This is a genomic window from Bradyrhizobium sp. dw_411, from assembly GCF_018449695.1.
In the GTDB taxonomy this organism is placed as follows: domain Bacteria; phylum Pseudomonadota; class Alphaproteobacteria; order Rhizobiales; family Xanthobacteraceae; genus Bradyrhizobium.
Map to the genome: position 1 here is coordinate 39,860 of NZ_JAAVUY010000015.1, position 13,736 is coordinate 53,595.

General features: G+C 60.5%; 11 protein-coding genes and 1 pseudogene. 7 read left to right on the top strand and 5 right to left on the bottom strand.

Translation table 11 applies throughout. From position 1 onward, the window contains the following. Window positions 1-5 precede the first annotated feature (5 nt). From HB676_RS23955 to HB676_RS23975, 5 genes are all read left to right on the top strand, one after another. A complete protein-coding gene (locus tag HB676_RS23955) occupies window positions 6-635 on the top strand; it encodes an HAD-IA family hydrolase (protein WP_213740930.1) in 630 nt (209 codons plus the stop codon). Between the two features lie 25 nt (window positions 636-660). Next, window positions 661-1,872, top strand: a complete 1,212-nt coding sequence (gene glp / locus HB676_RS23960; protein WP_213740931.1) for a gephyrin-like molybdotransferase Glp — start codon at window positions 661-663, stop codon at window positions 1,870-1,872. A gap of 207 nt (window positions 1,873-2,079) precedes the next feature. Next, window positions 2,080-2,787, top strand: coding sequence for a transcriptional repressor LexA (lexA, locus tag HB676_RS23965; RefSeq protein ID WP_213740932.1), 708 nt, complete (start codon window positions 2,080-2,082; stop codon window positions 2,785-2,787). Window positions 2,788-3,017: 230 nt separating this feature from the next. Next, complete coding sequence (locus HB676_RS23970; protein ID WP_213740933.1) at window positions 3,018-3,440, top strand: hypothetical protein; 423 nt, start codon at window positions 3,018-3,020, stop codon at window positions 3,438-3,440. A gap of 137 nt (window positions 3,441-3,577) precedes the next feature. Next, entirely contained in the window at window positions 3,578-3,760 is a 183-nt protein-coding gene (locus HB676_RS23975) for a hypothetical protein (protein ID WP_346347414.1), read from the top strand. A gap of 33 nt (window positions 3,761-3,793) precedes the next feature. Here HB676_RS23975 and HB676_RS23980 read toward each other — a convergent pair. Together HB676_RS23980 and HB676_RS23985 are read right to left on the bottom strand one after the other, a co-directional pair. Continuing rightward, window positions 3,794-5,173, bottom strand: a pseudogene (locus tag HB676_RS23980) (ComEC/Rec2 family competence protein); the annotation flags it as partial. Window positions 5,174-5,755: 582 nt separating this feature from the next. Next, the gene (locus HB676_RS23985) at window positions 5,756-6,721 is read right to left on the bottom strand and encodes a hypothetical protein (RefSeq protein WP_213740936.1); all 966 of its coding nucleotides are present in this window, start codon (window positions 6,719-6,721) and stop codon (window positions 5,756-5,758) included. Window positions 6,722-7,682: 961 nt separating this feature from the next. On the opposite strand from HB676_RS23985, the gene HB676_RS23990 reads away from it, so the two are divergent. Together HB676_RS23990 and HB676_RS23995 are read left to right on the top strand one after the other, a co-directional pair. Continuing rightward, the gene (locus tag HB676_RS23990) at window positions 7,683-8,258 is read left to right on the top strand and encodes a hypothetical protein (protein WP_213740937.1); all 576 of its coding nucleotides are present in this window, start codon (window positions 7,683-7,685) and stop codon (window positions 8,256-8,258) included. A gap of 13 nt (window positions 8,259-8,271) precedes the next feature. Beyond that, on the top strand, window positions 8,272-8,541 hold the full coding sequence (locus tag HB676_RS23995; RefSeq protein WP_213740938.1) for a hypothetical protein: 270 nt from the start codon (window positions 8,272-8,274) through the stop codon (window positions 8,539-8,541). Window positions 8,542-8,545: 4 nt separating this feature from the next. On the opposite strand, the gene HB676_RS34280 is transcribed toward HB676_RS23995, so the two are convergent. From HB676_RS34280 to HB676_RS24010, 3 genes are read right to left on the bottom strand one after another with little or no spacing between them, the layout of a single operon-like run. Next, window positions 8,546-11,833, bottom strand: coding sequence for an LPD38 domain-containing protein (locus tag HB676_RS34280; protein ID WP_213740939.1), 3,288 nt, complete (start codon window positions 11,831-11,833; stop codon window positions 8,546-8,548). Next, entirely contained in the window at window positions 11,830-13,521 is a 1,692-nt protein-coding gene (locus HB676_RS24005) for a hypothetical protein (protein WP_213740940.1), read from the bottom strand. The genes HB676_RS34280 and HB676_RS24005 overlap by 4 nt, the downstream gene beginning before the upstream one ends. Next, entirely contained in the window at window positions 13,493-13,696 is a 204-nt protein-coding gene (locus tag HB676_RS24010) for a hypothetical protein (protein ID WP_213740941.1), read from the bottom strand. Before HB676_RS24010 ends, HB676_RS24005 begins: the two co-directional genes overlap by 29 nt. Window positions 13,697-13,736: the final 40 nt, after the last annotated feature.

Genomic DNA, 13,736 nt, shown 5'->3' on the forward strand with positions numbered 1-13,736 from the left:
CCGCGATGACCCAATCCCTGCTTTTTCCCGGCGCGGCCGACGCGCTGCTGTTCGATCTCGGCCGCGTCGTGATCGATATCGACTTCAACAGGACGCTGGCCCGCTGGGCGGGTCATGCCGGTTGCGAGCCCGCACAGCTCACGGGAAGATTTTCGCCGGACCATATCTTCAAGCGCCATGAGACCGGCGAGACCAGCGACGCCGAATTCTTTGCAGGCCTGCGCACTTCACTCGGCATCCCATTGTCGGACGCCCAATTCCTGGACGGCTGGAACGATATCTTCGTCGGTGAAGTCCCCGGCATCGCGCTCCTGCTGGCGCGCGCCGCAAAACACCTGCCGCTCTATGCTTTTTCGAATACCAATGGCGCCCATATCGAGCATTTCTCGCCCAGATTTACCGATGTGCTCGGCCATTTCCGTAAAATCTTCCTGTCCTCGGTGATCGGGCTTCGGAAACCCGACGCAAAAGCCTATGATCACGTGGTGCAGGCGATCGGCGCGCCAGCCTCGCGCATCGTGTTCTTCGACGATCTCGCGGAGAATATCGAGGGCGCAAAGGCGCAGGGCTTGATCGGCGTTCACGTGACATCGCCTGACGACGTCGCGAATGCGCTGACCGCACTTGGTATTTAGGGAGTCGGGCTTTGGGAGTTTCATTTTGGCATTGATGCCGGTCACCGAAGCCATGGCGGCAATCCTGGCGGGCGCCGAGCCGCTGCCGGAGGAAATGGTCGCGCTCGACGCGGCGCACCACCGGGTGTTGGCACGCGACCTCGCCGCATTACGCACCCAGCCGCCGCAGGCGATGTCGGCGATGGACGGCTATGCGGTACGCTCCGTCGATGCCTCGCGCGCCGCGACGCAGCTTAAAGTGATCGGCGAGATCGCGGCCGGCCGCCCGTTTGAGAAAACTGTGGGTCCCGGAGAAGCGGTGCGGATTTTCACCGGCGGCGTAATCCCCGACGGCGCCGACGCTGTCGTCATCCAGGAAGATACGGTTGTCGAAGGGATCGGCATCACCATCACCGAAGCCGCGGCTCCGGGACGCCATATCCGCCCCGCCGGCGTCGATTTCCGCACCGGCGATGTGCTGCTGGCCGGCGGTACCCGCCTTGTCGACCGCGATCTCTCGCTGGCCGCCGCGATGAACTATCCAGATTTGGCCGTGCGGCGCCGGCCCAAACTCGCGCTGCTGGCGACCGGCGATGAGCTGGTGCTGCCGGGCTCGACCCCCGGCCCCGGACAGATCGTCTATTCCAACGGCTACGCGCTAAGGGCCCTGGCCCGTCACGAAGGCGCTGACGTGATCGACCTCGGTATTGCCGCCGATACCGTGGAATCGACCGCGCAGGGCATCCGGCGCGCCCGCGACAGCGGCGCCGATATCCTGGTTACGACAGGCGGTGCGTCGGTCGGCGACCATGATCTGGTCAAGCGGTCGCTGGAGGCCGAAGGCGTCACGATGGCGTTCTGGCGGATCGCGATGCGGCCGGGCAAGCCGATGATGCATGGCCGGCTCGGCGGCATGCGGGTGATCGGGCTGCCCGGCAATCCCGTGTCATCCTATGTCTGCGGCTTCCTGTTTGTGGTGCCGTTGATTCGCCAATTGTCGGGCCGATCGGACGTCCATCACCGTATCGAAACGGCGCTGCTCGGGCGTGACGTCCCCGCCAATGACCAGCGCGAAGACTATCTGCGCGCCCGCCTGGACGTGCGCAGCGACCGCGCTCTGATCGCCACGCCGGTGAGCCATCAGGACAGCTCGTTGCTGGGGAATCTCGCTGCGGCACGGGCACTTCTGATCCGCCCGCCGTTTGCCCCCGCAGCTACAGCCGGCACGCCTTGCGACATCCTGCGGCTGCCATCCTGAGCCTTAACGCTCACGCCACAAACCGGTCTTGTTGACGGGAAATTAAGTGGTTGCGGAACACATATGGAACATATAGTGTTCGTTCATGATTTGTTTCTGACGTTGATGGCACCAAACGGGGTCTGAGACCCCGCAGTCTCAAACCAAGACGCCTCAAACCAAGACGTCTCGAAATCGAACGACACCGCAACCTGGGGACTGGTCGAGATGCTTACGCGCAAACAATACGAACTCCTGCGATTCATCAGCGAGCGCCTGAAGGAGTCCGGTGTCCCGCCCTCCTTCGACGAGATGAAGGATGCGCTCGACCTGCGCTCGAAGTCCGGTATTCACCGCCTCATCACCGCCTTGGAAGAACGCGGCTTCATTCGCCGCCTGCCCAACCGCGCCCGCGCCATCGAGGTCATCAAGCTGCCGGAACTGACCGGCAGCAACGGCAATGGCCGCCGTGGCTTCACCCCCAGTGTCATTGAAGGCACGCTCGGCAAGGTCCGCAGCGGCGGCAGCATCGGTTCTGACGACGATGGCAGCCGCCCGGTCGCGGTGCCGGTCATGGGCCGCATCGCCGCCGGCACGCCGATCGAAGCATTGCAGACCCGCAGCCACACCATCAGCGTGCCCCCGGACATGCTGGGCTCCGGCGAGCATTATGCCCTTGAGGTGCGCGGCGACTCGATGATGGATGCCGGTATTCTCGACGGCGACATGGCTCTGATCCAGCGCAACGAGACCGCCGATACCGGCGATATCGTGGTGGCGCTGATCGACGAAGAGGAAGCCACCTTGAAGCGCTTCCGCCGCCGTGGCGCCTCGATCGCGCTTGAGCCCGCCAACGCCTCCTACGAGGTCCGCATCCTGCCGCCGAACCGGGTCAAGATTCAGGGCAAGCTGATCGGGCTCTACCGAAAGTATTGATGGCGCGGAATGACGTCGGTTGAAGCCGACGTCGGTTTAAGCTTGGGGCGCCAAACGCATTTGTGATTTGGCTCGTCGGCGGGAGCCGCACATTTGCCTTCAACGAGGCGAAGTCTCACACTCTACCCATCCACTCTGATGGAAACCTGCGTCGCTTTCGGTTACGCGTGGTGCTCTCGGATCGTGCGGGAAGCGGTGCGGGTTGCTATCTCGAATGAGGAGCAAATCCGATGTGTGACTATAGCTTGCATGCAGTGGAATCGCGTCCCGCCGAAGTTGGAGAGACGCTGATCACCACGACATTTCGCAATACCTCGACACGTGGCTTCGCGTCAGAACGTGAGCCCGACGTCGCGGTCTGTATGCTGCCCGGGACCGAACTGGCATTCGTCAAAAACGTCAGATACGACAGGCGCTTGATCTGGGCGCGAGAAATCAATTTCCGCGTCGGAAAATTCGGCGTGACAGAACCGCATGCGCCGGACCGGCACCATGACGCGATCGAATTTCCGGATGGAAGCCGTGTGCTGGTGACGCAGCTCTGTAAAGGGCAGCGTGTGAGCGTGTTGCAATTGCCGGTGGTTCAACAGGTTGCGAAACGCGCACCGTCCGTTATTGGCATCGACGCGGCGACGCCGGTCTCCACCCCTTAAACCCGGCGCTGCCGCCCCGGCGGTCGGCCCGACGGGGCGGCAGCGTCGCAGTCGTGACCCTCGAAAGGACGCGATGATTGGCGGTCAATAAGGTCACTTGGCATCGGGTCGGACACGTAACCGAACCGGGACGTTACATGTTCAGGTTCGGCTGGCTCACGATTGCGGCGGATGATCTCGCCGTCTGGAAGCAGTTTCCGCACGCCCTGTTTGCGCTCGTCAAAACGGCGGCGGCGACACCGGTAGACGAGGACGTGGCGGAGGAATTTCATCTCGGTGCATTCGAGCTGCCGGAAAAATCCACGCTTGGTGAGCACTGAGGCCGTTTTGTCGGATGCCTGTTCGACGCGATTTTAATCGTCCGCCTGCACATCCGCTTCTGACGGCGTGGCATCCACGCCTTTCGGGCCTGCCGGACGCGATATCAACGTCGCGTCGTTATCCGCCGCCTCCCCCGGAGGCGCCGGCGACCATGGCCGGTCGACACCTCCGGGCTTGACCGCCTCAGCCGCAAATCCGTCGCGGGTTCGCCGCAACGCCATCGCGCCGTGCCGGCGCAGACGTTCCAGGTCGATGATGGAGGCCGCGCATGACGACGGCACCGGCTTTGCGGTCACCACCAGCGCCGCGCGCTCGCAATCGTCGCTCAAGGCCTCGGGCTTGAGCGCCAGCGTGACGAACCCGCCATCGGCCATCTGAACCACACATCCCGCGTCGTCGCAGGAGACGCCGTCCTTGAACGACGCATCGCCGGCCGGACGCGCGTCGGCGTCAGCGGCGAGCCATTCCTTGACCAGGAACGCGTCCTTGGCCGTCTGCATCAGATGCAGGCGCCCGTCCCGGCCGCGAACGCCGACATTATGGCCGTCCGCCGAGATCAGGACATCCGGCTGAGGCATCGCCAGTGCCCAGACAATGGAAATCATCAGTACCAAAGCCCCGGACCAGCGTAGCGGCGTCCGCAATAGCCCCAGCAATACAATTCCGGCGCTGGCGGCGATCAATGGCCCGGTCCCGAAGGCAGCCATCCGGCCGATCGCGCCCGGAAGCGCGGCGACCCATTTCGTCACCACGATCATCCAGTCGATCCCGATCCCCATCAGCCACCAGAAGAAGCCGTCGAACCCGAACGGCATTGCGACGAGACCGAGAATGCCCGCCGGCATCACCACCGCCGACACCACCGGCATCGCCGCCAGATTGGCCAGCACGCCATAAGGCGTCACCCTATGAAAGTGAAAGGCCGCATAGGGCGTGGTCGCCAGCCCCGCGACAAACGAGGCCAATATCAGCGTCATGATCTCCCGCCCGCCCCATAACGCGACCTTGGCGGTGATCGAATTGTCCGGAGCGGCAAACAAGCGCGGCATGCCAATCTGCACCAGCGCCACCAGCCCGAGCGTGGCCGCGAACGACATCTGGAAGCTTGGATGCACCACCGCCTCCGGCGCCAGGGCCAGCACGATCATCGCCGCGACCGCCAGCGTGCGAAATGTCACCGCGCGGCGATCGACCATGATCGCGATCAGCACCACCGCCGTCATGAAAAACGAACGCTGGGTCGCGACGTCACAGCCCGACAGCAACAGATAGAACGCGGCGGCCGCGAGCGCTGCGGCGGCCGACCATTTCTTGATCGGATACGAAGCCGACAGTACCGGGAACAGCGCGAGCAACGCTCGAACAGCGAAGAATACAATGCCCGCCACAACCGCCATGTGATAGCCCGAGATCAGTCAATAACAATTATTTGTCAACATTTACAGTTGCTTATTGGGTGGCTGCTTCCCAGTTCTAGGTATCGGGAAGCCATTGGGAGAACGCCGTGAGCGGAAAATTCGACATGCCCCTCGTCGGCCTTTGCTCTTGAGACAGCCAGTGCGGCATCATAGCCGATGGTGCCGATGACTCTTGCGTGTACATTTTCCTCATCACAACGAGGGAGGGCTAAACTTGCGCTACATTTTAGGAATTTGGGTCGCGGTAATCATGGCGAGTTCTGCATCTGCCGAACCGAATGCGACACGATTTAACATATTAGATGGGAAAATTATTCTCGCTCAAGCGACATGCGCCACCTGCAATCCGAACAATATATCGTGCCGCGCCTCATGCGGAGGGGGCAACAACAATTGCATCGCAGCTTGCGACATAGCTTTGCGCAATTGCGTTCAAAAATACTGCCAGTAGGCCCTATCGCGCTAATCAATAGCCCGCCGGCGTGACCGGCGGGCTTCCTTGTCGCGCGGGATCTCAACCGCTATCGGTTGTGCTTTCTGACCTATCGATGCCCGCGCCTCGATTGAGCGTGAACGTCAGGCGAGCGCCGCGATAGGAGCAGTCCTGGTGCCGAGCGCGACCAGATCCTCGGCTACGGAAACCATGAACGCCGTGTCGTCGAATTCGTAGACCTCAGCGCAGCGGGATTTTGCGATCAATCCCTCGATCGTCGTGGCCTTGAGCTCCACGATTTGCTTCTCGATTTTTGTCTCGACCTTGTCGGCCTTCTTATAGGCTTGCTTTGCCGGGCCGTAGCCTTTCGGCGTTCCCTGATGCTTGGCGTCCCATTGGTCGTATGCAGCCACGATTTCCTCAGCGCGTGCCTGCAATTTAGCTGAGGCCTTTATCGTCCGAAGGGTCATGACAATACCATCGGCAGTGTCCTCTCTCGTGCAATCATAGGTATTCACACTGCGCCACTTATCGATATCGCACGGGCGATGCCAAAATTCATCCGTATCTTGCCAAGGCGTTCGGCCAAGCGCGGCATCGGTCGGGCGGATGCGCAGTGATTCAGGGAATCCTGACATGCGGTAGGCCTCTTTGATTTCATCCATGATCACGCCTAGCCGTCGCCGTTCGTTCACCGCCGCAGGATATTGCCGCGCAAGTTCAATGATTTTGGCGTCCGGATGTGGAACGAGCGAAGTAGCGCGTTCCGAGTTCTTTGCCAGCCGGCAAATCATGCCGCCAACGTCGCCACAGAAGATCCAATCAAGCGATTGACCGTGAGACCCGAGAAATTGCAACGCGGCTTCACGACCTTCGTCGGATTCGGAGCCGTCCTTGGCGTACTGGCGAACAAAGTCCAAAGCACGCTCTGCCGCCACGTCATCGATCTTCCAGCCTTCGCGCACATAACAGGTCCGCAAAAGGTCGACGACCTGCTCCATTCGGACCAATGCCGCAGCCCGATCGTTCTGTTCGGTCTGATCCGTTGGCATCGCCGGCGCGCACGGCGAGGAGACCGGTGGTCCGGATTCGTGGATTAAGGTTGTCATGGGAATGCTCACTGCTTGGCTTTCTAGGGCCGCGCTCGGTGTCAGACCGAGCAGCCGGGGGCTAGAAACCTGCCAGTGAGACAGGCGTGTCGCTTTTAAGGGATTGCTCCCTCTGGACAGAACGGCACCCCCCGGCCATAAAGGCAGGGTTCGGAGCCGAGCCGCCAAGCTCGTCCGTCGTCAGCATCGAGCTGACATTCAGCCGCAACCCCCGACGCCAATCGGGAGCATTCTGACAAGGAATGACGCGGCTTATCACTGGTCCGGGTTTCTAGGCCCGCGGACATCATCCGCTGATTTGGGTTAAAAATCTATCCCCTTTGGGGCCGCTCCTACAGACACCGCCACCGGGGGGCTAACAAAGCATGACAATCCAGCAATCCATTGTCGCCGGCGCCGCCGTTATCGGCCTGTCTATAATCGCGGCACAGCTCATCACTCCATACGAGATGGCCAGTGGCCCTGCGCTAGTCTGGAGGGTCAATCGTATTACCGGGGAAGTGCGCGAGTGTGTGCGGGGCATAGACGCCAGCCAGCCACACGTCGTTTCGGACTGCCGTTGAGATCTGATGATGGGTGACGCACCTGTGTATAACCGGGACAAGCGAGTAATTACCAGCGAGCGCCCGTTGGGCGTGTCAACCTGCTGCATGATCGCGAATCACCGCGGCACGGGAAGCGCAAATGATAGAGTATGTCACCGCCCTTTATCTGACTGCGGCGACGTGTGCCGCGACTCTTGGCTGCCACGTCGTTCAGCCTGGTGACGGCTGGGCATCGCTTACGCCAACACAACATCCAAACTGGTGCGTGATTAACAAGGGAATGATCGCCTCAGGAGCGATGTTGTCGTTTCCGACGCCGATAAGGAATCAGATCCTGATGGGGCCTGGCGTACGACCTTGCGGCATACCGAAAGGTCGTATCGAGCCGCAACCGACGAGCTGATCGAAAGATGACAATGCAACAATTCCTGACCGATCATCTTCGAGAAATTGTCTCGGTGGTTGTTCCGTTTATAGCGTGGATGCTCACGAGATATTTTTCTAGCCGTCCACGTTTAGTTCGCAGTACGCGGCACGCCTTTACTTATCTGATCAACGAGCCGCTCCATGACGCCGCAGGAAATCTTATTAATCCAAGCCAATTGGTCAACGTTGCTTCGCTTCATATTGTCAACGCAGGAAGTCTGGCCGCGAAAAACGTTGAAATTGTTTTCAATTGGCAACCGCAATATTTCAACGTGTGGCCAAGCCGTCATTACGAGACGAAGACCGCGCCGGACCGTCGCTTTTCGATTATTTTCGCTAACCTGCCCCCTAAGGATGTCATTGGTTTCGAGTTACTATCGATAAATGCACCGTTGCCCGAAATGGTTACTGTCACAAGTGAACAAGTCACTGGCACTTCGCGTACGCTGGCCCTTCAGCCTGTCTATCCGCGCTGGGTGCATGTGTCAGTATTTTGGCTGATATTTTGTGGCGTCGGCTTAAATGTGTTCGCTCTTATCTCGCTGTTGCAGACGGCCTCAAAATAAAAGGGATTTCGACGTGGATATTGAAGGCGAACTGAAGTCACTTGCCGTTCAGCAATGTGCATACATGCTGGTTATCGACGCGGTGCTAAGCCATCTGGCGCGCGACCGAACTATGCATCACAGGCTAACCGAGGCTTTCAATCAGGCGGAAGATATGAGCGACGATATCGCTGTTGAGATCGGAGACCGCTATCCTGCCGTCGATGTTATGAAGGTACGCGCAACCGTTAAAAACATCCGAAATTTGGTGCTGGGACCGCCGCAACCAAAGCGCTTTCCCTGAAACCCTATTTAACCGCGCGCATCATCTCTTTTCCGCCCTTCGCGACCTCGATCATGTTGAAGTACAACCCATCGATCAGTTGGCGCTTCTCGTCGGCTGAGATCGTCGGGTTCTTGTAGATGTCCCGCACCAGCTTTGAATGCTCGGTGAGGACGTTCTTGATGGCGTCGAGCCGCAGGAACATCGCCGGGCCGCCGGCATCCTGGATGCGCTGCATGGCCGCGGCATCGCCCTCTTCCGCCTTCGCAGCCCACGTCTTGTAAAATTTGTCGGCAACCTCCTGCTGATCGTGAAAGTCCTGGATCGACTGCGCCGATGCCGAGGGGTATCGCACCACGAACGCCTTCACGACCGGAACGTCCGCCAGCGTGTCCGTCGGCTTCACCGGGTCAGGCAGCACGCCGGCCTTGCGCAAGCCGGCGTCTGCGGCTTGCACCGCGTAATTGCCGAGCCCACCGGTCCACGCACGGATGTAGTTTTCCATCAAGATCGGGGACGTCACCGCGCGCGCGATCGGTCCAAACGGCGCCCCCGGCCCTATCGCGGTATCCCGCATGCCCGGAAACGCGCTCACGATCTTGCCCAGCGCCTTGGTCAACTCAGTGGTGTAAGGCGTGTACTGGTATTCCGGCAGGTGTTTTTCCTGATCGGCCGGGATCAGGGTGCGATCGTTGAACGTTGTCCGGTTGGCGTATTGCTCGAACAGCGGCTGCACTGAGGTCGGGATATAGTTCGGCGTGACGACCTGGGTGATGGACTTGGTCAGATCGTCGAAGGCGCCCGGGTTCTTGCCTATCGTTGCATCGAGGATGCGCTCGACGCCGGAGCCGAACACGACGCCGAGTTCGAACGGTTTCGGAATTCGGAATACGTGATCCTTGGTCATCACGATCCAGAACAGGTCTTTCTGATAGTGCGGCAGTTCCTGCCAGCGCGGGTCATCGTGGTTGGCCCACCAAAGCAGCACCGAGGGCAACGTGATGCCGCCGGCGACCTTGGCGAGCGTGTTAATCGGGCGGTCCGTAAACTGGCGGCCGATGCGATCGAGGCCTTGAAGCTGAGCGTTACCGAATGCGGTGATCATGTTGTAGGCGCGCATCGATGCGCCGATGCGTGAGAAGTCGAGGGTTACTTCCCGGGAGGCATAGGCCGCGTCCTGGATGGCCTCCTTGCTGGCGCCGGTGAGCTTCTTGAATTCCCCGAGGCGCGTCGCGTTCTCGGCAAGTTCTGAAGCAAGCCGCAGACCCGCCAGCGGTGATTTGACGACGTTCCAGCTGCGCTCCATCAGGCCGGTTTCGCCGCTCAGCTTCTGCAGGCTTTCCTGCATGTAGCGCCGATCCAAACCCACCATCGTGGCATTGGCGCCGCCGCCCTTCAGCCAATCGAGGAAATCGCTGTCCTTGCGGATGACGCTGACCAGACCCTTGGCGGTATCGATCGGGGAAAACATCCCCTTCCCGGTGTTGACGAACGCGGTCAGGAAATCCCGCACCACGTTGCGGACGATGAAATCCGGCGACAACACGGCACCGGCGCGTAGCGATTTTGCCGGAACCGCAAGGATCTTGGTCAGCATACCGGCGCTCTCACGATCGAGGCCGCGGAACGCCTTCACCAGTTCGGGATCGTTGACCTTGACGGTTTCCTTCACGCCGTTACGGAAAGCGAACAGCGTGTCGCCGTCTTCGGGGATGGCGGATTTGACGAAATCGACCAGGGCCTGCGGATCGCTGACGCCGTGCTCTTGCAGATAGGCCGCAAGCTCGGGGTCGCGCGCACCGGTCACCGTGTCGGCGGCGCCGTCAGCTTTCAGCGCGTCGATCAGCTTAATGCCTACCGCGTTGCGCTCGGCAACCGACACATAGGCGTAGGTGTTCTTGATGATGCTTTCGAGCGGATCGATGATGTCGCGTTCCGAGCCCTTCAGGCGCTTCACCGGGTTGCCCGGCCCGAAGCTTGATCCCGTGCCTTTCCCGGTCTCCGCGGCCTGCATCACACGATAGAACGGAATGTAGTTCTGTCCCGCCTCCCGCATGGCGTCGACGGCTTTGTCGGAAAGCACGCCGGACTGCTTCAGGTAATTAAGCAGGTTGTCCTGGTAGGCGCTGAGATCGCGGGCAATGGCTCCGTACTTCCCCTCGCCTTCGGTGGCGACGCGCTGTGCAGCCTCGACGTCCATGCCGGACGTCCGGCCGCTGCCCTCGATCTCAAGGGCGCGCTTTGACGCCAGATAGGCGCGCAGGCCGTCGAGATCGTCCCGCACCGGCGCCAGCACTTCCGCCAGCGGCTTGCCGTTGGTCTGGTAGGTATCGAAATCGAACGTGCCGTGCTCGAGGAAGTGCTCGGCCTTCCCGAACTGCCCCCGGGTCAACCGGGCAAGCTGGTAGGCGTCCTCGTCCACGCCCTTGAGCGGGTGCAGGTCGTCCACCGCCTGCCGATAAAACTTGGCCCAGCTATAACGCTCAGTCGGCGCGGTCTCTCCAATGCTGATCTTGTCGAGGATCTTCTGCTCGGCTTCCTCGAATGACCCTTCAGGAGGCGGTTCAGGTGGCTTGCCGGACTCGCTGGGAGGCTTTGGCGGTTTGGGAGGCTCACCACCGGGCAAATCCGCCGGGTCGCTCGAAAGGAGTCGCTGCGCGATTACAGGATCGGTCTGAGCGTCGTGGGCCAACTCGGCCGGATGCAGGCCTTGCTCGGTATATGCCCTGAGTAACTTCTGCTGGACGCCGGCCGCTGCATCCTCACCGCCGACGATCTGCGCCGCAGTGGCGAAGTCCTCGGACCGAGCAGCCCCGCCGATTGGCAGGTCATAAATATCGCCGGTCGGCCCCCGCTCGATCCGCGCAACGTTCTCCCCCAGGCGCACCGATAGGCCGGTGGTGAAGCCGGGCTGGCCGGGCCGTTGCAGCTTGCCCAACCCCACGAGCATGCCGAGACCGATCGCCTTGTCGACACCCTCCTGCGTCGACAGGTCAACCTTGCCCCCGGCGACGTCGCCGGGCAGCTTCGCCATATCGAACATGTCGCTGATGAATTTCGACGGGTACGTCTTTACGGCGTCCCAGAGTTTGGTGCGGCCGTCCGGCGTTGAGATCATGTCGAGCCCTTGGGGGATCGTCTGCAGGAGACCGCCCTCACGCTTTCGGGCCTCGGAGCCCGCAATGAGGCGATCTTCCATCGCTTGCGGGATTGCGTCCGGCGGCTCGACTGCGGCCTGGTATGCGCTCCATGGTCCCGCCGTCGGCGGTTGCTCAGCGGCGGGCTCGGCGTAGGCTTCCCAGGGACCGCTCACGATCGCTCCTCAACCTTACGCCAACTACTGGCGACGCCTGGGTTACCGCCGAGGAATTCGTAGCCGTCCTTGACTGTCCCCTTCTCTGGAGGCTTCGCGGCCGGCGGTCGCGGAACGGATGTTGCTGCCGGCGCGGGCACCGCCTGCAAGCCGGTGATCGTGTCTGCCGCCGGCAACCCGCCGCCCCGCAATGACTTCGCGATGTCTTGCTGTGATTGCTGCAGCGTCCGCTGATACGGCATCAGCGCGGCTGGGCTGCCCATGTAGTCAGGCGACTGCGGGTCCATCAGCGATCGCGGATCCTTGCCGGCCTTGCGAAATTCCGCGACCTTGCGCTGCAGATCGAGGGTGAAATTATAAATCTGTTGGTGGCCTGACTGATCGATCTTGCCCATCAGCGGGTTGGACTTGTCGATCAGCGGCTTCACGCTATCAATGAATTCAGCCTGTCGCCGGCTCAACGCTTCGCCCTCCGGCGTGCGGATGTTGGCGAACTCGTCGCGGACGAATTTCAAGTCGGACTTATTGAGCTTGCCCTTTTCGAAAGCATCATAGACCGGGTTGAGATCGTCGATGCGATTGGGATCACCGACCGGCGCGCGAATGCGGGCGATCAGGTCGGCCGCGGTGCCGTTGGAAATCTTGGATGCCGCCTCCGGCTTCATCTCTCGATTTACAATACCAATCATCCGCTCGCGGGCCTCGCGGGTCAGCGTGAAGTCGTTCGCTATCGCTTTGGCGGTGACCTGACCGGAAACGCTCGGATCGTCGTCATGCAGCTTCGCAAGATACTGCCCTTCAGCCTGGTCCGATTTGTCCTGGGCCTCTTGCTTCTGCAATGCGAGTTGCCGCGTCTGATCAGTGCGCATCGCGCTCTGGACGGTTCGTGACTGCTGCTCTAGTGCTTTGAGTTCGGCGCCGTTTACCCATTTTCCGTATTCTGGACTGCTAAACTGCTTCAAACCGGCTTCTGGATTAATTGCAACTGCGCCGACCGCTGCCGACTTTACGATCGTGGCTTGGGAATTCTGTAATACCTCGGTTTTGATGCGCTCCCGATCGGCACTCCGCAAATTTGGGCTGCTGTCCACCATCGCGCCGATGGAATGCTCGATCAGATCGAGCGATGTCTTTAGCGAAGTCGGGTCATTGAGCGCGGCGTTACTTAGCTGATTTACTAGTGTCGTGATGTTTTGCTGAACTGCATATCCAGCCTTCGTCGACATGTCCGCCGATGTTTTGACGACAAAATGATCGCGGATGCGGCCAATCTGCGCCTCGGCGTATTTCTGACCGCCCTCCGTGATGAATGCGTCGCGAAGCTTATCGAGTTGGGGCTCAAGCGTCTCGTCACGAAATTTTGCCGCGACTGAGGAATCGTTCGCATCTGCCGTATTGATAGTTTTATTCCACGCGCCGTCGAGGCCGGACATCGCCGTCGCAAATTGCGCAGCGCCGTGGCTGATCTCCTGATGCTCTTCATATTTAACCGCGACGTCGCCGACGTCTTGAATTGTGGAAGCCGCCAGCCGACCGGTTTCCTTCAACGTGTCCGCGGCCTCGCCATAAGAGGCGCGAATACTCCGAGCGGCCTGCGAAGCCGCCTCGATTCCGGTTTCGGTGGGCTGCAGGCCGAGATTATTCGGTGCCTCGAAGGGCTTAATGTTTGGAATCGTCTTCCTCCCCAATCTCGGCGATCGAGCGTGCGATCTTCATAGCCTCGGTCTCTGCGAACCCCGTTTTCGCGAGTTCGACGAGGCCTTCTGCCTGTGCTTGTGCGATCATCTCTTGCTCCCGCTCGCTCAAGGTTGATGGTCGCGGCTGTTTGGACTTGGGAAATTTCACAACTTTATTATCTGACATGATGGCGCTCCTACCGTTGGATGTTGAGTCGCCAATCATA

What these genes read in the sequence shown, in the direction of transcription:
- HB676_RS23955 (WP_213740930.1), top strand. Translation starts at nt 6, where the DNA reads ATGACCCAATCCCTGCTTTTTCCCGGCGCGGCCGACGCGCTGCTGTTC.
- lexA (WP_213740932.1), top strand. Translation starts at nt 2,080, where the DNA reads ATGCTTACGCGCAAACAATACGAACTCCTGCGATTCATCAGCGAGCGC.
- HB676_RS23970 (WP_213740933.1), top strand. Translation starts at nt 3,018, where the DNA reads ATGTGTGACTATAGCTTGCATGCAGTGGAATCGCGTCCCGCCGAAGTT.
- HB676_RS23975 (WP_346347414.1), top strand. Translation starts at nt 3,578, where the DNA reads ATGTTCAGGTTCGGCTGGCTCACGATTGCGGCGGATGATCTCGCCGTC.
- HB676_RS23985 (WP_213740936.1), bottom strand. Translation starts at nt 6,721, where the DNA reads ATGACAACCTTAATCCACGAATCCGGACCACCGGTCTCCTCGCCGTGC.
- HB676_RS23990 (WP_213740937.1), top strand. Translation starts at nt 7,683, where the DNA reads ATGCAACAATTCCTGACCGATCATCTTCGAGAAATTGTCTCGGTGGTT.
- HB676_RS24010 (WP_213740941.1), bottom strand. Translation starts at nt 13,696, where the DNA reads ATGTCAGATAATAAAGTTGTGAAATTTCCCAAGTCCAAACAGCCGCGA.